At 71.2% G+C, this 21,634-nt stretch carries 12 protein-coding genes and 1 pseudogene; 3 read left to right on the top strand and 10 right to left on the bottom strand.

What is annotated here, in order from left to right; all coding sequences use genetic code 11:
* Window positions 1-126: 126 nt before the first annotated feature.
* The 4 genes from glgB to ACWC2B_RS14250 all read right to left on the bottom strand — a co-directional run bounded on the left by glgB (window position 127) and on the right by ACWC2B_RS14250 (window position 7,826).
* Window positions 127-2,460: a 1,4-alpha-glucan branching enzyme gene (glgB, locus tag ACWC2B_RS14265; RefSeq protein ID WP_450716740.1), complete on the bottom strand. Its 2,334-nt coding sequence runs from the start codon at window positions 2,458-2,460 to the stop codon at window positions 127-129.
* 33 nt (window positions 2,461-2,493) lie between these two features.
* Window positions 2,494-3,870 carry a maltokinase N-terminal cap-like domain-containing protein gene (locus tag ACWC2B_RS14260; protein WP_450716739.1) on the bottom strand — a complete coding sequence of 459 codons (1,377 nt, stop codon included), beginning with the start codon at window positions 3,868-3,870 and terminating at the stop codon, window positions 2,494-2,496.
* A gap of 144 nt (window positions 3,871-4,014) precedes the next feature.
* Window positions 4,015-5,733 (bottom strand): maltose alpha-D-glucosyltransferase, encoded by a 1,719-nt coding sequence (treS, locus tag ACWC2B_RS14255; RefSeq protein WP_450716738.1) that lies wholly within the window; start codon window positions 5,731-5,733, stop codon window positions 4,015-4,017.
* Window positions 5,730-7,826, bottom strand: coding sequence for an alpha-1,4-glucan--maltose-1-phosphate maltosyltransferase (locus ACWC2B_RS14250; RefSeq protein ID WP_450716737.1), 2,097 nt, complete (start codon window positions 7,824-7,826; stop codon window positions 5,730-5,732). The genes treS and ACWC2B_RS14250 overlap by 4 nt, the downstream gene beginning before the upstream one ends.
* Before the next feature lie 348 nt (window positions 7,827-8,174).
* Here ACWC2B_RS14250 and glgP point away from each other — a divergent pair, with 348 nt between their 5' ends.
* On the top strand, window positions 8,175-10,808 hold the full coding sequence (gene glgP, locus ACWC2B_RS14245; protein WP_450716736.1) for an alpha-glucan family phosphorylase: 2,634 nt from the start codon (window positions 8,175-8,177) through the stop codon (window positions 10,806-10,808).
* A 145-nt stretch (window positions 10,809-10,953) separates the two neighbouring features.
* On the opposite strand, the gene ACWC2B_RS14240 is transcribed toward glgP, so the two are convergent.
* Both ACWC2B_RS14240 and ACWC2B_RS14235 read right to left on the bottom strand, forming a co-directional pair.
* The gene (locus ACWC2B_RS14240; protein WP_450716735.1) at window positions 10,954-12,987 is read right to left on the bottom strand and encodes a M4 family metallopeptidase; all 2,034 of its coding nucleotides are present in this window, start codon (window positions 12,985-12,987) and stop codon (window positions 10,954-10,956) included.
* A 203-nt stretch (window positions 12,988-13,190) separates the two neighbouring features.
* Window positions 13,191-14,099 (bottom strand): TetR/AcrR family transcriptional regulator C-terminal domain-containing protein, encoded by a 909-nt coding sequence (locus ACWC2B_RS14235; protein WP_450716734.1) that lies wholly within the window; start codon window positions 14,097-14,099, stop codon window positions 13,191-13,193.
* Between the two features lie 115 nt (window positions 14,100-14,214).
* On the opposite strand from ACWC2B_RS14235, the gene ACWC2B_RS14230 reads away from it, so the two are divergent.
* Window positions 14,215-15,735 (top strand): MFS transporter, encoded by a 1,521-nt coding sequence (locus ACWC2B_RS14230; RefSeq protein ID WP_450716733.1) that lies wholly within the window; start codon window positions 14,215-14,217, stop codon window positions 15,733-15,735.
* 87 nt (window positions 15,736-15,822) lie between these two features.
* On the opposite strand, the gene ACWC2B_RS14225 is transcribed toward ACWC2B_RS14230, so the two are convergent.
* On the bottom strand, window positions 15,823-16,539 hold the full coding sequence (locus ACWC2B_RS14225) for a hypothetical protein (RefSeq protein ID WP_450716732.1): 717 nt from the start codon (window positions 16,537-16,539) through the stop codon (window positions 15,823-15,825).
* Between the two features lie 80 nt (window positions 16,540-16,619).
* Between ACWC2B_RS14225 and ACWC2B_RS14220 the strand changes: the two genes are divergently transcribed.
* Complete coding sequence (locus ACWC2B_RS14220; RefSeq protein ID WP_450716731.1) at window positions 16,620-17,126, top strand: DinB family protein; 507 nt, start codon at window positions 16,620-16,622, stop codon at window positions 17,124-17,126.
* 61 nt (window positions 17,127-17,187) lie between these two features.
* On the opposite strand, the pseudogene ACWC2B_RS14215 reads toward ACWC2B_RS14220, so the two are convergent.
* The 3 genes and pseudogenes from ACWC2B_RS14215 to ACWC2B_RS14205 form a co-directional block, all read right to left on the bottom strand.
* Window positions 17,188-17,665: pseudogene (locus ACWC2B_RS14215) on the bottom strand (DUF1266 domain-containing protein); the annotation flags it as partial.
* Between the two features lie 80 nt (window positions 17,666-17,745).
* Window positions 17,746-19,593, bottom strand: a complete 1,848-nt coding sequence (locus ACWC2B_RS14210; RefSeq protein WP_450716730.1) for an ABC transporter ATP-binding protein — start codon at window positions 19,591-19,593, stop codon at window positions 17,746-17,748.
* The gene (locus ACWC2B_RS14205; protein WP_450716729.1) at window positions 19,590-21,629 is read right to left on the bottom strand and encodes an ABC transporter ATP-binding protein; all 2,040 of its coding nucleotides are present in this window, start codon (window positions 21,627-21,629) and stop codon (window positions 19,590-19,592) included. The genes ACWC2B_RS14210 and ACWC2B_RS14205 overlap by 4 nt, the downstream gene beginning before the upstream one ends.
* Window positions 21,630-21,634 lie beyond the last annotated feature (5 nt).

Here is a 21,634-nt window from a genome sequence, read left to right as displayed (position 1 = left end):
GCGTCTGGTGCGTGCGATCGCAAGGCGCCGGAAGGTCCTCGTAGCGGAGCTACTAGGGCGTTTCGGCAACGCGGCGAGCGTGCGTGCCAGACGCCACGGGCCCGGGCGGGGTTTAGACACAGGCTCTCACACCCCCCGCAACCAAACCGTCCCCAACGGCGGCAGCGTCAAGCAGAGGGAAACCGGGCGGCCATGGGACGGGGTCGGGTCCGGCTTTAGGGGGTCCGGGTTGCCCACGCCTCCGCCGCCGTACCGCAGTTCGTCCGTGTTCAGGATCTCGCCCCACGCCGCGACCGACTCCGGGACGCCCAGGCGGTATTCCGCCCGCACCACCGGGGAGAAGTTCGAGACCGAGAGGAGCGGCGTGCCTGCCGCGTCGTAGCGGAGGAAGGCGAACACGTTGTCCTCCGCCGCGTCGCCCGCCACCCACGAGAAGCCCGCAGGGTCGGTGTCGCGCTCCCACAGGGCGGGCTGCGCCGAGTACACCGCGTTCAGGTCGCGGACCAGGTCGCGTACTCCCCGGTGGTCCGGCTCCGCGCTGTACGACGGATCCAGGAGCCACCAGTCCGGGCCGTGGCCCTCCGACCATTCCGCCCCCTGCGCGAACTCCTGGCCCATGAAGAGGAGTTGCTTGCCGGGGTGGGCCCACATGAAGCCCAGGTAGGCGCGGTGGGTGGCGCGCTGCTGCCACCAGTCGCCGGGCATTTTCGAGACGAGGGAGCGCTTGCCGTGGACCACCTCGTCGTGGGAGATCGGCAGCACGTAGTTCTCGCTGTACGCGTACACCATCGAGAACGTCATCTCGCTGTGGTGGTACTTGCGGTGCACCGGCTCGTGCTGGACGTAGCCCAGCGAGTCGTGCATCCAGCCCATGTTCCACTTCAGGCCGAAGCCCAGACCGCCGTGATCGGTGGGCCGCGTCACGCCGTCCCACGCCGTGGACTCCTCCGCGACGGTCACGACGCCGGGGCAGCGTCGGTACACCGTCGCGTTCATCTCCTGCAGGAACGCCACCGCGTCCAGGTTCTCGCGGCCCCCGTGCTCGTTGGGGGTCCACTCGCCGTGCTCGCGGGAGTAGTCCAGGTACAGCATCGAGGCCACCGCGTCCACGCGGAGGCCGTCCACGTGGAACTCCTCGCACCAGTACGTCGCGTTCGCCACCAGGAAGTTGCGGACCTCCTTGCGGCCGTAGTCGAATTCGAGGGTGCCCCAGTCGGGGTGCTCGGCGCGCCCCGGATCCTCGTGCTCGTAGAGCGTCCGGCCGTCGAACTCCGCCAGCGCCCAGTCGTCCTTCGGGAAGTGCGCCGGAACCCAGTCCACGAGCACCCCGATGCCCGCCTCGTGCAGGGCGTCGACGAGGAAGCGGAAGTCGTCGGGGGTGCCCATGCGCGACGTCGGGGCGTAGAAGCCCGTCACCTGGTAGCCCCACGAGCCGCCGAAGGGATGCTCCGCCACGGGCAGGAATTCAACGTGCGTGAAGCCCAAGTCCTTTACGTACGTCGGCAGTTGATCTGCCAGTTGACGGTACGTCAGGCGGGGGCGCCACGATGCCAGATGGACCTCGTACACCGAGAACGGGGCCTCGTGCACCGGACGCTCGGCCCGCCGGGCCATCCAGTCCGCGTCCCGCCAGATGTGGTGGGACTCGGTGACGATCGAGGCGTTGGCCGGCGGCACCTCCGTGCGCTGCGCCATCGGGTCGGCCCGCAGGGTGTGGCTGCCGTCCGGGCGCATGATGTCGAACTTGTAGAGGGCGCCGTCGCCCACCCCGGGCAGGAACAGCTCCCACACCCCGGTCGAGCCGAGCGAGCGCATGGGGTGGGCGGTGCCGTCCCAGTAGCAGAAGTCGCCGGTGACCCTGACCCCCTGGGCGTTCGGCGCCCACACCGTGAAGCGGGTCCCGATCACGCCCTGGTGGGCCATCGGGCGGGCGCCGAGCGCCGTCCACAGCTCCTCGTGCCGGCCCTCGCCGATCAGGTGCAGGTCGAGGTCCCCGAGCGAGGGCAGGAAGCGGTACGGGTCCTGCACCTCGATCTCGGTGTCCTCGTAGGTGACCAGGAGGGTGTAGTCCGGGATCTCGCGCAGAGGCAGCACCCCGGAGAACAGCCCGTCGCCGTCGCTGTACAACTCGGCCCGCAGCCCCTTGCCGAGCACGGTCACGGCCCGCGCGAACGGGCGCAGGGCCCGGAACACCACGCCGCCCTGCACCGGATGCGCGCCGAGCAGCGAGTGGGGATCGTGGTGCCCGCCCGCGAGCAGGCGCCCCCGGTCCGCGGCGGCGAGGGCGGGCGCGGGCCGTACGCCGCGACTCGCGGCCCGGCGCGGCGCGGGCGGCGCCGGGGCGGCCTTCGCCTTGACGGGCTTCGCCGCCGGCACCGGTTCGGCGGTGCGCGGGGCGGGTTCGGAGGAGTTGCGGGCGGGGCGGGGGGTCACGGGGTCGGCCTCCTCAAACGGCGTCATTCTCAGGCGGGTTCGGGCTCAGCGGGTTCGGGTTCAGGCGGGTTCTGGCTCCGCGAGGCGGCGGATCGCCGCCATCGGCACGGGCAGCCAGTCGGGTCGGTGCCGGGCCTCGTAGAGCACCTCGTACACCGCCTTGTCGGTCTCGTACGCGCGCAGCAGCTCGGGCGACTCGCGCGGGTCGGTGCCGGAGCGTGCCGCGTACCCCGCGCAGTACGCGGCCCGGCAGTCCGTGGCCCAGTGCGGGTTCGGCGGGCGCGCGGAACAGGACGCGTAGTCGAAGGAACGCAGCATGCCCGCGACATCGCGGACCGGGGGCTGCGGGCGGCGGCGCTCGGCGAGCGGGCGGGTCGGTTCGCCCTCGAAGTCGATCACCGACCAGGGGCCTTCGGTGGTCCGCAGGGCCTGGCCCAGATGCAGATCGCCGTGGACGCGCTGGGCCGTGCCCGCCGAATCGAGGGCCGCGACCGCGTCGAACGCGGCCCGCAGACCCGGTACGTACGGCGCGAGCGCGGGCACCGCCTGGGCGGTGGCGTCCAGGCGCTCGGTCATCGCGGCCGCGATCAGCGCCGTCTGCGGGCGGCCGAGGGTGACGGGCGCGAAGGCCTCGGCGAGGGCCAGGTGCACCTCGGCGGTGGCCCGGCCGAGCTCGTACGCCTCCCGCGTGAAGCCGAGCCCCTTCGCGAGCGAGGCGAGCGCCAGGGTCCAGCCGTCGTCGGCGCCGCGCAGGAACGGCTGGAGCACGCCGAGCGTCGCCTCCTGGGGCTCGGAGGTGCGGAACCAGGCGGCCGGGGCGGGCACCCGCGCGCAGCCCTGGCGGGCCAGCGCCCACGGCAGCTCCAGGTCCGGATTGACCCCCGGCTGCACCCGGCGGAACACCTTCAGGATGAACGTATCGCCGTACACCAGTGAGGAGTTGGACTGCTCGACGCCGAGCAGGCGCGGCGCGAGACCCGGCGGAACCTTCACCTCCGGGTCGTGCTCGAAGGACAGCGGACCCACCGTGCCCGGGGTGCGCAGGCGCTCCAGGAGCAGGGCCGCGGACTGCGGGTCCTGGAGGGCGTCGTACACCGCGCGCCCGGCCAGCGGGCCTTGGCTCGCCCGGCCGATCAGGGCGGGGGCGAGCCGCGGCGGCAGCTGGTCGCGCACCCCGATCAGGAGCTGGTAGCAGTCCGCGGGCACCGGCGCGGCGTCGGCGGGGAGCGCCACCGGAGCGTGCTCGGTACGGACGAGCAGGTGCAGGAAGCCGGGCAGCAACTCGGTCGCGGTGAGCAGGACGAAGTCCGTGACGGGCCGGCCCTTGCCGGCGAACCAGCGCTGCCGGGGCAGCCATTCGTGCAGGAGCGGGGCGAGCGAGGTCAGCAGCCGGGCGAGTGGGAGGCCGGTGGAACGGGGCGGTGCGGCCTTCGGCATGACGGCGCATCCTTTCCCCGGGCACACATCGAGTTGCGCAGAGTGTCCCGGATTGCAACAGAAGCTGTCCGGCGGCGCGCGGGGTTCGGGGTTCAGAGTGCCCCGGGCGGAGCGGCCGAAACCGCCCCGCCCGGCGCTGCGGGGTCAGGTGACCACAGGGATGACGGCGGGGTCCTTCCGCAGTCGGAACCAGTAGAAACCGTGTCCGGCCAGGGTGAGCAGATACGGCCATTCGCCGATCGCGGGGAAGCGCACCCCGCCGATCAGCTCCACCGGGTGCATCCCGTTGAACGCCCTGAGGTCCAGCTCGGTGGGCTGCGGGAAGCGCGAGAAGTTGTGCACGCACAGCACCAGGTCGTCGCCGCACTCGCGCAGGAAGGCGAGGACGGCCGGGTTCGACGACATCAGCTCGGTGTACGAGCCGAGCCCGAAGGCGTGGTTCTGCTTGCGGATCTCGATCATCCGGCGGGTCCAGTGAAGGAGCGAGGACGGCGAGGCCATGGCCGCCTCGACGTTCGTCACCTGGTAGCCGTAGACCGGATCCATGATCGTGGGCAGGTAGAGCCGGCCCGGGTCGCAGGAGGAGAAGCCCGCGTTGCGGTCCGGGGTCCACTGCATCGGGGTGCGCACCGCGTCGCGGTCGCCGAGCCAGATGTTGTCGCCCATCCCGATCTCGTCGCCGTAGTACAGGATCGGCGAGCCGGGCAGCGAGAGAAGCAGGGCGGTGAACAGCTCGATCTGGTTGCGGTCGTTGTCGAGCAGCGGGGCGAGCCGGCGCCGGATGCCGATGTTGGCCCGCATCCGGGGATCCTTGGCGTACTCGGCGTACATGTAGTCGCGCTCTTCGTCCGTGACCATTTCGAGGGTGAGCTCGTCGTGGTTGCGCAGGAAGATGCCCCACTGGGCGTTGCGCGGGATGGCCGGGGTCTTGGCGAGGATTTCCGACACCGGGTAGCGGGACTCGCGGCGCACCGCCATGAAGATGCGCGGCATCACCGGGAAGTGGAACGCCATGTGGCACTCGTCGCCGCCCTTGGCGTAGTCGCCGAAGTAGTCGACGACGTCCTCGGGCCACTGGTTGGCCTCGGCCAGCAGCACCGTGTCCGGGTAGCTCGCGTCGATCTCGGCCCGTACCCGCTTGAGGAACTCATGCGTTGCCGGAAGGTTTTCGCAGTTGGTCCCTTCCTCCTGGTAGAGGTAGGGCACCGCGTCGAGGCGGAAGCCGTCGATGCCGAGGTCGAGCCAGAAGCGCAGGGCGGAGACGATCTCCTCCTGCACGGCCGGGTTCTCGTAGTTGAGGTCCGGCTGGTGGGAGAAGAAGCGGTGCCAGTAGTACTGCTTGCGGACCGGGTCGAAGGTCCAGTTCGACGTCTCGGTGTCGACGAAGATGATCCGGGCGTCCTGGAACTGCTTGTCGTCGTCGGCCCAGACGTAGTAGTCGCCGTACGGTCCCTGCGGGTCCTTGCGCGACTCCTGGAACCACGGGTGCTGGTCGCTGGTGTGGTTCATGACAAAGTCGATGATCACGCGCATGCCGCGCTGGTGGGCGGCGTCCACGAACTCCACGAAATCGGCGAGGTCGCCGAACTCGGGCAGCACGGCCGTGTAGTCCGAGACGTCGTAACCGCCGTCCCGCAGCGGGGATTTGAAGAACGGCGGCAGCCAGAGGCAGTCGACGCCCAGCCATTGCAGATAGTCGAGCTTGGCGGTGATGCCCTTGAGATCCCCTACGCCGTCGCCGTTGCTGTCCTGGAAGGACCGCACGAGCACCTCGTAGAACACGGCACGCTTGAACCACTCGGGGTCTCGGTCCTTGGCGGGGGTGTCCTCGAAGGTGTCGTGGACGGGCTCGTTGACGATCATGGTGTGGGTGACCCTCCGATCGGCGGGGACGGTCGCAGGACCAGGATGTGCGCGGGTGCTCGGCCCGGCTCCAGACGCACGTAGTTGGCCCTGCCCCAGTGGTAGGTCTCACCGGTGAGCTCGTCGCGCACCGGGACGGACTCGTCCCACGTGAGGCCGAGTGCCGGCATGTCCAACGAGACCGTCGCCTCCTGGGTGTGGTGGGGGTCGAGGTTGGCGACCACCACAACGGTGTTCGACCCCGAGCGCTTGCTGTACGCGATGAGCGCGTCGTTGCCGGTGTCGTGGAAGTGGACCGAGCGCAGCTGCCGCAGCGCCGGGTTGCGGCGCCTGATGCGGTTCAGAGAGGTGATCAGCGGGGCGATGGAGCGGCCTTCACGCTCGGCCGACTCCCAGTCACGCGGCCGCAGTTGGTACTTCTCGGAGTTCAGATACTCCTCGCTCCCGGCCTTGGCCGGGGTGTTCTCGCACAGCTCGTATCCGGCGTAGACACCCCAGGTCGGGGAGAGCGTCGCGGCGAGCACGGCGCGCACCTCGAAGGCGGGCCGGCCGCCGTTCTGGAGGTAGCCGTGCAGGATGTCCGGGGTGTTCACGAAGAAATTGGGCCGCATGTAGGGCGCGGACTCGCCCGCCAGTTCCGTGACGTATTCAGTGAGCTCATGCCGGGTGTTGCGCCAGGTGAAGTAGGTGTACGACTGCTGGAAGCCGATCTTGGCGAGGGTGCGCATCATCGCGGGCCGGGTGAACGCCTCGGCCAGGAAGATCACGTCCGGGTCGGTGCCGTTGATCTCTGCGATGACCTTCTCCCAGAAGACCACCGGCTTGGTGTGCGGATTGTCGACGCGGAAGATCCGTACGCCGTGGCCCATCCAGAACCGCAGCAGCCGTACCGTCTCCTCGATGAGGCCGGGCATGTCCTGGTCGAAGGAGATCGGGTAGATGTCCTGGTACTTCTTCGGCGGGTTCTCGGCGTACGCGATCGTCCCGTCGATCCGGTGGTGGAACCACTCGGGGTGCTTGTCGACCCAGGGGTGGTCGGGGGAGCACTGGAGGGCGAAGTCGAGGGCCACTTCCATGCGCAGGTCGCGGGCGGCGGCCACGAAGTCGTCGAAGTCGTCGAGGGTGCCGAGGTCGGGGTGGACGGCGTCGTGCCCGCCGTCGGCCGAGCCGATCGCCCAGGGCACGCCGACGTCCCAACGACCCGCCTTCAGGCTGTTGTTGGGGCCCTTGCGGTACGTGGTGCCAATGGGGTGGATGGGCGGCAGATAGACCACGTCGAAGCCCATCGCGGCGACCGCGGGCAGGCGCTCGGCCGCGGTGCGGAAGGTGCCGGAGACCGGCTTGCCGCGCGCCTTGACCACGGCTCCCTCCGAGCGCGGGAACAGCTCGTACCAGGACCCGAACAGGGCGCGCTCGCGCTCGACGAGCAGCGGCATGGGGGCCGAGGAGGTGACGAGTTCGCGCAGCGGATGCGCGGCGAGGGCGGCCTCCGCCGCCGGGGCGAGGGCGGCCGCGAGCCGCTTCTCGGGCGTGCGGCGCGTGTCGCGCAGGGCGTCCACCGCGGCCAGCACCGCCTCGCGGCCCTCGGCCTTCGGCACCCCGGCCGCGGCCCGCTCGTACAGTGCGGCGCCCTCCGCAAGGACGAGCTCGGTGTCCTGGCCGGCCGGGATCTTGATGCCGGCGTGGTGGCGCCAGGTCGCCACCGGATCGCTCCAGGCCTCGACGGTGTACGTCCACCGGCCTTCGGCGGCCGGGGTGATCTCGGCGCCCCAGCGGTCGGTGCCGGGGGCGAGCTCGCGCATCGGAGTGAAGGGTCCTGGTCGGCCTCCCGGGTCTCTCAGTACGACATTGGCGGCGACGGCGTCGTGGCCCTCGCGGAAGACGGTGGCGGTGACCTGGAAGCTCTCCCCGGCCACCGCCTTCGCGGGCCTTGTGCCGCACTCGACGGCGGGATGTACGTCGAGCACGGGGATGCGGCCGATTGACGGGTTCGGGTTCACGGGCTCACCTGCGGGTGATTGGTAGGGTTTGCCGCGTTTGCGGGAATCTGTCCTTTTTAACTGCTCCGTTGACGGCTGACCGGCTGCGGGCATGGCCGCTCCTGTCCGCGTTCACTCGAATGGCGTGCGGGAGAGACTGCGGGAATGCGCTACCGGGGGAGCCTTCCACGGTGTGCGGGTGGGCATTCCGGCAGTTTGTTAACTACCTGCGCGTAACGGTTCAGACAAGGAAAGTGCCGTGGCTTTCGCCGGGGACGGCTCAAACTTTGCCTACCCGCCAGTCATGTGATGGGCCGTCAGAAGGCGGTGCGGATTCGGAGGCGCCGGGCCGCGAGGCGCTGTGGTTGACGGGGCGCACCGGCACTACCTTCGGGGGTGAAGGAGGGGCGCACATCGCGGTGTGCCCACCCCGGTACGTACATCCCCTGCAAAGGTGGAAGCGTGAAGGCAATCCGTCGATTCACCGTGCGCCCTGTCCTGCCCGACGCCCTCCGGCCGCTCAGTCACCTCGCGCGCAATCTGCGCTGGTCCTGGCACACCGAGACCCGAGAACTCTTCCAGTCCATGGACCCCGACGGCTGGCGGGCGGCGGGTGAGGACCCGGTGCGGCTGCTCGGCTCCGTCGACGCCGCCCGGCTCGACTCGCTCGCCCAGGACCGCCGCTTCCTGCGCAGACTCACCGCCGCCGCCGACGACCTCGACGACTATCTGCACGGCCGCCGCTGGTACCAGGAACAGGGCGGCGAACTCCCTTGTGCCATCGGCTACTTCTCACCGGAATTCGGCATCACCGCCGCTCTGCCGCAGTACTCCGGCGGCCTCGGCATCCTCGCCGGGGACCATCTGAAATCGGCCAGCGACCTCGGCGTACCGCTCATCGGGGTCGGCCTCCTCTACCGGCACGGCTACTTCCGCCAGTCCCTCTCGCGCGAGGGCTGGCAGCAGGAGCACTACCCCCTGCTCGACCCCAACGAGCTGCCCGTGTCCCTGCTGCGCGAGGAGGACGGCACCCCGGCCAGGGTCTCGCTCGCGCTGCCCGGCGGCCGCGCCCTGCACGCCACCGTCTGGCAGGCCAGGGTCGGCCGGGTGCCACTGCTCATGCTCGACTCGGACGTCGAGGAGAACGCGCCCGGCGAACGCGACGTCACCGACCGGCTCTACGGCGGCGGCAGCGAGCACCGGCTGCTCCAGGAGATGCTGCTCGGCATCGGCGGGGTGCGGGCGGTGCGGACGTACTGCCGTCTCACCGGGCACCCGGCGCCCGAGGTGTTCCACACCAACGAGGGCCACGCGGGCTTCCTCGGGCTCGAACGCATCCGTGAACTCGCGGGCGAGGGGCTCGAATTCGACGCCGCGCTCGAATCGGTGCGGTCCGGGACCGTGTTCACCACCCACACCCCGGTGCCCGCCGGAATCGACCGCTTCGACCGCGAGCTGGTCGCCCGCCACCTCGGCGACGACGGCGAGCTGCCCGGGGTGCCCGTCGAGAAGATCCTCCAGCTCGGCATGGAGACCTACCCCGGCGGTGAGCCGAACCTGTTCAACATGGCCGTGATGGGGCTGCGGCTCGCCCAGCGCGCCAACGGGGTCTCGACCCTGCACGGCGCGGTCAGCCGCGAGATGTTCGCGGGCCTGTGGCCGGGATTCGACGCGCAGGAGGTGCCGATCACCTCCGTCACCAACGGCGTGCACGCCCCTACCTGGGTCGCCCCCGAGGTCTTCCGGCTCGGCGCCCGCCAGATCGGCGCGGGCCGCACCGAGGACGCGCTGACCGTGGGCGGCTCAGACCGCTGGGACGCCGTCGCCGACATCCCGGACGCCGAGATCTGGGAGCTGCGCAGGGAGCTGCGCGAACAGCTCGTCACCGAGGCCCGCGAGCGGCTGCGCGCCTCCTGGCGCCAGCGCGGCGCCGGAGCGGCCGAACTCGGTTGGATCGAGGGGGTGTTGAACCCCGATGTGCTCACCATCGGCTTCGCCCGGCGGGTCCCCTCGTACAAGCGGCTCACGCTGATGCTGCGCGACCGGGACCGGCTGATGGAGCTGCTCCTGCATCCGACACGGCCGGTGCAGATCGTCGTCGCGGGCAAGGCGCATCCCGCCGACGACGGCGGCAAGCGCCTCGTGCAGGAGCTGGTGAAGTTCGCCGACGACCCGAGGGTCCGCCACCGGATCGTGTTCCTGCCGGACTACGGCATGGGCATGGCGCAGAAGCTGTACCCCGGCTGCGACGTGTGGCTCAACAACCCGCTGCGGCCCCTTGAGGCCTGCGGGACGAGCGGCATGAAGGCGGCCCTCAACGGCTGCCTCAACCTGTCCGTCCTGGACGGCTGGTGGGACGAGTGGTTCGAGCCCGACTTCGGCTGGGCCATCCCGACCGCCGACGGCGCGGCCACCGACGAGGACCGGCGCGACGAGCTGGAGGCCAACGCCCTGTACGACCTCATCGAGGACCGGGTCGCCCCGCGCTTCTACGACCGGGGCCCGGCCGGGCTGCCCGACCGCTGGATCGAAATGGTCCGCCAGACCCTCACCACCCTGGGCCCCAAGGTGCTCGCGGGGCGGATGGTGCGGGAGTACGTGACCCGTCTGTACGCGCCCGCCGCCACCGCCCACCGGGCCCTCGACCCCTCCACCGCACGGGAGCTGGCGCACTGGAAGGCGCGGGTACGGAGCGCCTGGCCGCGGGTCGCCGTCGACCACGTCGAGGCGCTGGCACCGGCGGCCGCGGCCCCCAACGGCACCGCGGAGCTCGGCTCCACCCTTGCGCTGCGGGTCCGGGTCACGCTCGGCGAGCTCGGCCCCGACGACGTCGAGGTACAGGCGGTGGCGGGCCGGGTGGACGCCGCCGACACCATCGCGGACGCGGCGGTCTTCCCGCTGAAACCGGCCGGCGGCCCCGACCTGGAGGGCCGCTGGATGTACGAGGGCCCCCTCGCCCTGGACCGTACGGGCCCGTTCGGCTACACGGTCCGCGTCCTGCCGGCCCACCGCCACCTGGCCACCCACGCGGAGCTGGGTCTGGTCGCGAGCCCGACGGAGGCGACCGGGGAGGGCGCGGGCGTGCTCATGCGCTGAGCCGCGCACACCCGCGGACATGGGCGGTGCCCGGAGCCTCGTGGGCTCCGGGCACCTTCACTTTCCGGCCAGCCGCCTGGTCAGAAGGTGAGCTTGGAGAGGGGGAACCTCAGGGAGTTTCCCGGGAGTTCGGAATCGGAGCGGTTCAGAAGGAGAGCTTGAAGTCGGTGATGGTGCCGACGTCCTGCGCCGCCTTGTCCTGGACCTTGAGCTTCCAGGTGCCGTTCGCCGGGACGCTGGAGGCGTTCACGGTGTACGTCTTGTTCAGGTTCGCAGTCGAGTCCGAGGAAGAGCTCTTCAGACGGAACGAGGTGCCGTTCGGGGCCACCAGGTCGATCTGGAGGTCACCGATGTAGGTGTGGGTGATCTTCACCCCGACCTGGAGCGCGGACGGCGCGTTGCCGCTGATGCCCGAGACGGTGACCGGGTCGGTGACCGCGGCGCCCGGGTAGTCCGGGATGGCCACCTGCGCCGTGCTCTCGAAGACCTTGCCGCCGGGGTCGCCGCCGCCGGCGCGGGCGCCGACGTTGATGGCCGCCCAGGCGTTGGTGATGTTGGTGACCTCGGCGCTGGTCGCGCCGTACAGCTCGGTCGCCGCGGCGATGGTGCCCGCGCGGGCCCCCGCGTAGTCCGTGCTGGAGTTGAACTTGGTGGTCAGCGCCTTGTACCAGATGAGCTGGGCCTTGTCGCGGCCGATGCCGGTGACCGGCAGGCCGTCGGAGGTCGGCGAGTCGTAGCTCACGCCGTTGATGACCTTGGCGCCGCTGCCCTCGGAGGCCAGGTAGAACCAGTGGTTCGCCGGTCCCGAGGAGTAGTGGACGTCGAGGTTGCCGACGCCGGAGTACCAGCTGTCGGCGGAGCCGCCGTCCTTGCTCGGCTTGTCCATGTAGCGCAGCGGGGTGCCGTCACCGTTGATGTTGATCTTCTCGCCGATGAGGTAGTCACCCGGGTCCGAGGCGTTGTTCGCGTAGAACTCCACCGACGTGCCCATGATGTCGGAGGTGGCCTCGTTCAGGCCGCCCGACTCGTCGGCGTAGTTCAGGCCCGCGGTGGCGGCGGTGACGCCGTGCGTCATCTCGTGGCCCGCCACGTCCAGCGAGGTCAGCGGGTCGTTGTTGCCCGAGCCGTCGCCGTAGGTCATGCAGAAGCAGCTGTCGTCCCAGAACGCGTTGACGTACGCGTTGCCGTAGTGGACGCGGGAGTACGCGCCGACGCCGTCGCCGCGGATGCCGCTGCGGCCGAAGACGTTCTTGTAGAAGTCCCAGGTCTCGCCGGCGCCGTAGGCGGCGTCCGCGCCCGCGGTGGCGGCGTTGGAGTTGGTGCCGTCGCCCCAGGTGTCGTTGGTCTGGGTGAACAGCGAACCCGTCCCGGACGAACCGTGGTTCAGGTTGTACGTCTTGTGCCCGCCGCGCGCGGCGTCGGTCAGGGTGTAGTTCGACCCGGACTGCGAGGTGCCGAGCGTGACCTTGCCGCTGTAGTGGGTGTTGCCGACACCGGTCTCGATGCCCTGCCACTGGTGCAGCTTGGCGCCCGTCCTGGCGTCCGTGATGACGTGCAGCTGGTTCGGGGTGCCGTCGTCCTGCAGCCCGCCCACGACGGTCTCGTACGCGAGGGTCGGCGCGCCCTTGACCATCCAGACGACCTTGCGGGCGCTGTCGGCCTTGTCCGCCTTCGAGCCGGCGGCCTTGGCGGCCTTGAGCGCCTGGCCCTCGGCGGCGGCGGGGGCGTTGGAGGGCGCGGAGGTGGAAATGCCCTTCAGCTGGGCGCTGTTGGCCTTGCTGACGCCCTTGGTCTTGCCGGCCGCGGTGTCGACCATCAGGTCGCCGCCGAGGACGGGCAGGCCGTCGTAGGTGCGCTCGTAACGGGTGTGCGTGGTGCCGTCCTGGTCCTTGGACACATCGTGGACGACGAGCTTCTCCTGCGCGCTGAGGCCGAGCTCCTTGGCCGTGGCCGCCGTGGTGGCCGTGGCCTGGCGTATGAGCTCGGCGCGCTGGGAGGGGCTGAGGCTCACGGGCAGGGCGCCCGGGTTGCGTACCGCCTGGGCCTTGAGGGCCGTGGTGGTCGCGGAGTCGTCGGGGCGTGCGCTGGCGCTACCTGCCTGGACGCCGACACTGAGCATGGCGGCTGCGGCGATCAGGGCGCCGGTGGCGGTGGCACGACGACGGTGCGTGGATCTCACGCGAACTCCTTCTGCGAGGGGGATCCGGGCGACTGGGTGGGGTCGGCCGGGCAGAGCGATGAGGAGCGAATGCGGCAACGAAGTGTTGTGCGTGAAAACTTCGTGTGTGGAACGGGGAGAGAGTGCCAGCAGTGGAGAACTCATGTCAGGAGCGCGTCAATAAGTTGGCTGAAAAACGTCCGTTGTCCGAAGGTCGTCGTTCGTTAAGCGGACGTTTCGGCAATGATGACGGCGAAGCCGTCGAGGAGTCGGTCGAGCCCGAAGCCGAAGAGCGAGTCCAGGTCCAGCTCGAACGACTCCTGTTGGAAGATGGTCGCAAGTACGGGGTATCCGCCGCTCGCCACGATGGCCGCAAACCGACGCTCGTTCCGGTCCATCCACTCGTCGTTGGAGACGCCGGTGTCCTGGAGCGCGTGGCCCTCCAACTCCATGGCCATGCCCAGCCCTTGGACGAAGGCGATCAGCGACAGATGGGCGTACATCGCCTGGTGCATGTTCAGGCTCGTGCCGCGCAGGGCCCGGAGCACCCACTCCGTGTACTTCATCGCCTCCGGCATGGGCTCCGGCCGGATGAAGGACGCCATCGCCCGCGCCAGCCACGGGTGCCTGCGATACGCCGCCCACAACTGCCGTGCCGAGCAGTCCAGTTGGGTCCGCCAGTCACCGGTCGGACGTCCGGGGTGCGCCTCACCGAACCCCACGTCCGTCATCAGCCGTACGAGCTCGCTCTTGCTCGGCACGTGCCGGTACAGGGCCATCGTGGAGGTGCCGAGGTCGCCGGCGACCCGCCGCATCGAGAGCCCGGCCAGACCCTCGGCGTCCGCGATGCGGACGGCGGCGGCCACGACGGCCTCGCGGCTCAAAGGCGCCGCCCCGTCCGGCGCGTGCTCCGGACGCGCCTCGGCGACCACCGTGCCGACGCCCGGCACCGCCCGCACCAGACCCTCGCGCGTGAGCGCCGCGAGCGCCTTGGTCGCGGTCGCCATCGCCACCCCCGACTCGCGCACGATGGCCCGCGTGGAAGGCACCCGGTCGCCGGGCGCGAGCTCCCCGGAAGCGACGCGGCGCCGGATGCCGGCGGCGATGGCGAGGTAGGGCGGCTGCTCGGTCACGGCGGGCAGTGTACTAGTGCGCTGTACGGCGTAACACCCGCTGATACCAAGGGAGTTTCAGGGGTGCACTAGCTCGCGGCTGGCGGCGTACGCGCGGCGCTGTTTCGCTACCGGCATGGACACCACGACCGGCCCCCTCGCGGGCCTCAAGGACCCGGCGCCGCCGCGTGCCGGGCGCAGGGAATGGACCGCGCTCGCCGTCCTCATGCTGCCGCTCCTCCTCGTCTCGATGGACGTCTCCGTCCTCTACTTCGCCATCCCGTTCATCAGCGAGGACCTGGCGCCCAGCTCCACCCAGCAGCTGTGGATCCTCGACATGTACGGCTTCGTGCTCGCCGGTCTCCTCATCACGATGGGCGCGCTCGGCGACCGCATCGGGCGCCGCAAACTGGTCCTGGCCGGGGCGGGCGTGTTCGGCCTGGCCTCGGTCGCCGCGGCCTACGCCGGCTCGCCCCAACTCCTCATCGCCACACGGGCGTTGCTCGGCGTCGGCGGAGCCGCGCTCATGCCCTCCACGCTCGCGCTGATCCGCAACCTCTTCCACGACGCGAAGCAGCGCGCGCAGGCGGTCACCGCCTGGACCGGCGTCATGACCCTCGGCATCTCCTTCGGCCCGGTCGTCAGCGGGGCCCTGCTCGAACACTTCTGGTGGGGCTCGGTGTTCCTCATCAACCTGCCCGCGATGCTCCTCCTGCTCGTCTTGGCGCCGCTGCTGCTGCCGGAGGTGAAGCAGCCGCCGTCCGGCCGATTCGACTGGCCGGGCGCGGTGCTGTCCCTTGCCGGACTGCTCCCGGTGATCCAGGGCATCAAGGAACTGGCCCGCGACGGCGTCGAGTTGCGGTCCGTACTGGCCGTCGTGGCCGGACTCGTGCTGCTCTACGTCTTCGTCCGGCGCCAGTCGCGGCTTCCCCACCCCCTGGTCGACCTGGAACTGCTGCGGCGGCGCGGCTACGGGGGCGCGGTGCTCGCCAACCTCTTCGCCATCGCGGCGACCGTCGGCATGGCGGTGTTCCTCACCCAGTACCTCCAGTCCGTGCTCGGCAACGGCCCGTTCGAGGCGGCGCTGTGGAGTCTGGTGCCCTCATCGGGCGCGTTCGTGGGCGCCCTGTCCGGGGCGGCGCTCGCGCGGCGCTTCGACCGGGGGAGCGTCATGGCGGCCGGCTTCGCGGTCTCCGCGTGCGGCTTCCTGGCGCTGGCGTGGGTGCGTACGGACTCACCTCTCTGGTTCACCCTCACCGCCTGCTCCGTCTACACCTCGGGCCTCGTCACCGCAATGGCTCTCGCCAACGAACTCGCCCTGGGCGCGGCCCCGCCCGAACGGGCCGGCTCCGCGGCGGCCGTCCTGGAATCGGGGCAGGAGCTGGGCGGGGCGCTCGGGATGGCGGTCCTCGGCTCTGTGGGTGCGGCGGTCTACCGGCACGGCATGCGGGACGCTCCGGCCGCGGCGCGCGAGACGCTGGGCGGGGCGCTGGCGAGCGCCCACGGCGGCGATCTGGCGGCGGCGTTCTCGGCGTTCACCCGGGCCCTGGACATCGCGGCGCTTTGCGCTGCCGCGCTGATGGCGGGGGCGGCTGGGCTGGCGCTGACGTTGCTGAGGGGGCGGCGGGGGGAGCGTTCCGTGCGCTCGGGGAGGTGAGGGTGGGGTGCGGGGCGGTCGGGGCGACCCTTGCCCGGGGTCCAACCCTGGGTTCCAGCCAGTACCCCGTACCGCGAAAAGGCCCCCTCAGTCCCGGGGGTCGATCCACAGTGACGCCGCCACTGCGTAAACGTCGCCCGTCGGCGACGCCAGCGCCACGCCCATCCGATGTTTGCGGCCGTCCTCCGCGATCAGCCAGGCGTACGAGATCAGGTCGTCGCCCACCCGTACCGGGCGTAGCAGGGTCGCCGTGAGTGAGGCCGTCACCGCGCCGGGGCGCTGGGTGCCCAGGAGGCGGCCCGCCGCGTTGCCCGGGCAGTCGAGTGCACCCCATACCAGCTCCGGCGGCAACATGCCCTCCGCGTCGGCGAGTCGGGGCCCGGGGGTCCAGGCCGTGGCGACCAGGGCGCGGCCCGGGACCCGGCCGCAGTGCTGGCGCAGGCCCGTGTCGGGGGTGCGGTCGAGGCCGCAGCCGAAGCAGTCGACGCTGCCCTCCGGGGGAGCGGCCCGGTAGGCCTCGGCCGCGGCCGACGCCTCCGCCCACGACGGGGCACCGGGCGCCTCGACGCTCCGCTCGGCCGGGACGGCGAAGGCGAGCACCGCCTCCCCGGAGGTCAGCTCGCTGCCGCCGTCCGCGGTCTCGGTGAGCCGCACCGGCACACCCGTCGGCACCGGCCGCCGGAAGTCCACCCGTACGGTCTTGGCCTCGGCCCGCCCGGCGAGCACGCCCGCCACGTAGCCGCCGAAGGCCACCCCCGGGTACCCCTGGAGGTGGGGCGGAACCATGATCTCTCTGGCTGTCATGCCCGCCACCCCATCACACCGCCCCCGGAGCAGGTACTGTTCTGGCCGCCCAAGCCAGCACGTCGCGAGGAGCACCACCCATGACCGACCACCGCATAGGCCCGCCCCACTTCGGCAGCGAGCGCGAGACGCTGCGGGCGTTCCTCGACTACCACCGCGCGACACTGGCCATGAAGTGCGAGGGGCTCGGTGACGAGGAACTGCGCCGCCAGTCGATGCCGCCCTCCACGCTCTCACTGCTCGGCCTCGTACGGCACATGGCCGAGGTCGAACGGACCTGGTTCCGCCGGGTCTTCGAAGACCACGACATCCCGTTGGTCTGGTCGGACAAGATGGACTTCCAGGCGGCTTACGACGCGAGCCACTCCACCAGGGCCGAGGCGTTCGAGGCCTGGGAGGCCGAGGTCGAGCACTCCCGGCGGATCGAGCGCGCCGCCGAGTCCCTCGACCTCGCGGGCCACCAGCCGCGCTGGGGCGAGGACGTGTCGCTCCGCATGGTGATGCACCACATGATCCACGAGTACGCCCGCCACAACGGCCACGCCGACCTCCTGCGCGAGGGCGTCGACGGAACCGTGGGCGCCTGAGAGCCGGCGTCTGATCCCGGCGGAGTCCGGGCGCAGGCGCCGAGTTGCTGACTTCAGGAGCTCAGCGCCAGGGGATGTTCCGCCAGGGGCTGGCCTCGTGCTCCGTCAGGATCCGGTGCGCGCTCACGTTCTGCTGGTAGCAACTGCCGTACGACTCCTCGTCGAAGCGCAGCACCCGGCCGAGCGCGTACCCCGCCGAGAAGTCCTCCCACGAGCGGTACGCCGAATTGCTGAGCGCGCCCGGGTGGACGATCGCCTGCTCGGCCTCGTGCGGGGTACAGAACCGGGCCGCGAGGCCCCGGCGCGCCAGGTTCACGGCGCGCCCGCAGTCGTACGACGGTGGTGGTGACCCGGCCGTCCGGCGTGAGGAGTCCGTCCGCCCGGAACCGGGCCTCGTACCGGATGATGCGCCGGACCAGCTCCTCGATGTCCTTGACGGCGCCGGGGCCGACCCCGATGTCCTGGGCGTGCCCGGCGGCCGTCTCGCGCCACAGATCGGCGGGCGGCACCTCGTCGAGCCCGGCCCGCAGCTCCTCGCGTACCCCGTCCCCGTTGCCATACCTCGATCCTACGAACTCCCTCCCCGTCGCCACGCGGCAGGTACCGGGAAACCCGCAGGTCAGGCCAGGCTGTCCCGCCAGGCGCGGTGCAGTTCGGCGAACCGGCCGGTGCCCGCGATCAGGTCGGTGGGCGAGCCGTCCTCGACGATGCGGCCGTGCTCCATCACCAGAACCCGGTCCGCGATCTCGACCGTGGACAGGCGGTGCGCGATCACCACCGCCGTACGGCCGTTGAGGACCGTGTGCATGGCGCGCTGCACCGCCCGCTCGCCCGGGATGTCGAGCGAGCTGGTCGCCTCGTCGAGGATCAGGACCGCCGGGTCGGCGAGCAACGCCCGGGCGAAGGCGACCAGTTGGCGCTGTCCGGCGGAGATGCGGCCGCCCCGCTTGCGTACGTCCGTGTCGTAGCCGTCCGGCAGGCCCGCGATGAAGTCGTGCGCGCCGATCGCCTTCGCGGCCTGCTCGATCTCGTCCCGGGTGGCGTCCGGGCGGCCGATCGCGATGTTCTCGGCGACCGTGCCGGAGAACAGGAACGCCTCCTGGGTGACCATGACGACCCCGCGCCGCAGATCCCGTACGGACAGCTCGCGCAGATCCGTCCCGTCCAGCAGGACGCGGCCCGCCGTCGGATCGTAGAAGCGGGCCAGGAGCTTGGCGAGGGTGGACTTGCCCGCGCCCGTCGATCCGACCACGGCGACGGTCTGGCCCGCCGGAATGGTCAGATCGAAGCGGGGGAGCACCTCGCCGCCGGTCCGGTACCCGAAGCCCACCTGCTCGAACTCGACGCGGCGGCCCGGGAGTTCGACCGACCGCTCCGGCAGGGCGGACGGCTGATCGGTCTCCGGGACGGACGGCGTCTGGGCGAGCAGCCCGGCGACCTTCCCCAGGGAGGCCGCGGCCGACTGGTAGGAGTTGAGGAACATGCCGAGCCGGTCGATGGGGTCGTACAGGCGGCGCAGATACAGCACCGCGGCCGCGAGCACACCCAGCTCCAGACCGCCGTCCGCGACCCGCGTCGCACCCCACAGCACCATCGCCGCGACCGCCGTGTTGGCGATGAGCCGGGAACCCACGACGTAGCGCGCCATCTCCAGGATCGCGTCCCCGTTCGCCCGCTCGTGGCGGCGGTTCAGCTCCTGGAACTCCGCGTCGTTGGCGCGCTCGCGGCGGAACGCCCGCACCGGCCGGATGCCGTTCAGGGTCTCCGCGAACTTGACGATCACCGCGGCGATCGCTGTGGACCGGGCGGCATACATGGCCCCGGCCCGGCGCTGGTAGACGCGGATCAGGAAGTGCAGCGGGACGTAGGAGGCGACCGCGAGCGCGCCGATGCCCCAGTCCAGCCACAGCAGCATCGCGCAGATGTAGACCGAGGAGAGGATCACCCCGATCAGCTCCTGCAAGCCCTCGCTGAGCAGCTCCCGCAGCGACTCGACGTCCGTCGTGGACCGCGAGATCAGCCGCCCCGAGGTGTACCGCTCGTGGAAGTCCACACTCAGCGCCTGGGCGTGCCGGAAGATCCGCCCGCGCAGATCGAGCAGCACGTCCTGGTTGACCCGGGCGGAGGTCCGGATGAACGCGTACTGGAAGAACCCGGAGGCCAGCGCGCACACCAGATACCCGGCGCCGACGGCGATCAGCGGCCCGTAGTCGTGCGCGCGGAACGCCGGTACGCCCCGGTCGATGGCATACGCGACGAGCAGCGGGCCCGCCTGGGCGGCGGCCTGCTGCACGACGAGCATCAGCGTCGCGATCACCACGCCTGTGCGCAGCGGCCGCAGCAGGGACCTGAGCAGCGCGCCGGTCGCACCCGGAGGCGTCGGCAGCTCGTCCCGGTCGAAGGGATCGCCGGCGGCCGGCACCTCCTCTTCCTTGGCGGCGGTCTCCTCCCCGACAGTCGTGGTCATCGCCCGTCCTCCCCCTGGCCATCGGCCTTGTCATCGGCGCCGGACATCAGCCAGGCGTATTCGGCGTTGCCGCGCAACAGTTCCTGGTGCGTACCGACGGCCGCGATCCGGCCGCCCGACAGCAGGGCGACCCGGTCGGCGAGCATCACCGTGGACGGGCGGTGCGCGACGACCAGCGCCGTGGTGTCCTGAAGCACCCGCCGCAGCGCCGCCTCCACGAGCGCCTCGGTGTGTACGTCCAGGGCCGACAGCGGGTCGTCGAGGATCAGGAACCTGGGTCGCCCCACGACCGCCCGAGCCAGCGCGAGCCGCTGCCGCTGCCCACCCGACAGACTGAGCCCCTGCTCCCCGACCTGCGTGTCCACGCCCTGCGGCAACCCCCGCACGAACTGGGCCTGCGCGATGTCGAGCGCCCGCTCCAGGTCGGCCGAACTACCGCCACCCATCAGGACGTTGTCCCCGACGGAGGCCGAGAAGAGCGTGGGCTCCTCGAACGCGACGGCCACGAGCCCCCGCAGCCGCTCCCGCGGCATGAGCGCGATGTCCTCCCCGTCGAGAGTGATCCGCCCCCCGCTGACCTCGTGCAGGCGCGGCACGAGCGCGGTGAGCGTGGTCTTCCCGGACCCGGTCCCCCCGACGAGGGCCATGGTCTCGCCGGGCCGTATGTGCAGATCGATCCGAGAGAGAACCGGTGAGGTTCCGGGGGCCGCGTCGGGATAGCGGAACATGACCTCCTCGAAACGGATGCCGAGGTGGTCCGGGGGCGGTTGTGCGGTAGTGGTGCCGGGCTCCAACGTGGCGCCGGTGAGCCGCGGTTCGGCCTGGTTCGGCATCTCCTTCGAGGGCTCGTTGCGGCCCGGCGAAAGCTTCTTCCGGTGCGTCGGTGGGAGCCGTCTCTCGGCGTCGGTCAGTTCAAAATCAGCCCCTCCGGCGTTTGAGGAGCGGGGGTCCGGGGGCAGAGCCCCTGGCGCACGGCCCGCGGACGAAAGAGGAACGGGGTCCGGGGCGGAGCCCAGGGGGTCGGAGGAGGCGGCACCCTCCGCCTCCTCCTCCGCGTCCATGGCCTCGAAGAAGCGCACCGTCGCCGTCGCGGACTCCTGGCTCATCGCCAGCAGGAACCCGATCGATTCCACCGGCCACCGCAGGGCCAGCGCCGTGGACAGGAACGCCACCAGCGTTCCGGCCGACAGCTCCCCGTCGGCCACCTGTACCGTGCCGAGCACCAGCGCCGCGCCGATGGCGAGTTCGGGGATCGTGGTGATCAGGCCCCAGAGCCCCGCGAGCAGCCGCGCCTTGGCGAGCTCGGTGCCGCGCAGCCGCCCGGAGAGTTCGGAGAAGGCCAGCGCCTGGCTGCGGTGCTGCCCGAACCCCTTGATGATCCGGATGCCGAGCACGCTCTCCTCGACGACCGTCGTGAGGTCGCCCACCTGGTCCTGCGCCCGCCGGGCGACCAGCGAGTAACGGGTCTCGAACACCGAGCAGAGGACCACCAGCGGGATCACCGGGACGAGCAGCACAAGCCCGAGGCTCCACTGCTGCGACAGCAGGATCGCGAACCCGGCCAGGATCGTGACCCCGTTGACGATGAGGAACGTCAGCGGGAACGCCAGGAACATCCGCAGCAGCATGAGATCCGTGGTGCCGCGCGACAGCAGCTGGCCCGAGGCCCAGCGGTCGTGGAAGGACACCGGAAGCCGCTGCACATGCCGGTACAGATCGGCCCGCATGTCCGCCTCGACGCGCGCGAGCGGCCGCGCCACCAGCCACCGCCGGAGCCCGAAGAGCGCCGCCTCCGCCAGCCCGAGCAGCAGCAGGTACAGCGCGCCGAGCCACACCCCGCCGGGGTCGCGGTCCGCGACCGGCCCGTCGACGATCCACTTCAGGACGAGCGGGATCACCAGGCCGAGACAGGAGGCGACGATCGCCACAAACGCCGCACTGAACAGGCGAGTTCGAATGGGGCGTACATACGGCCAGAGCCTCAGGAGCGAGCGCGTGGCCGACGGGTCCTTGGTAGCTGCATGTGTATCGGGCATCGTGG

The organism is Streptomyces sp. NPDC001415 (assembly GCF_053597395.1).
This window is presented reverse-complemented; position numbering and strand designations above follow the sequence as displayed.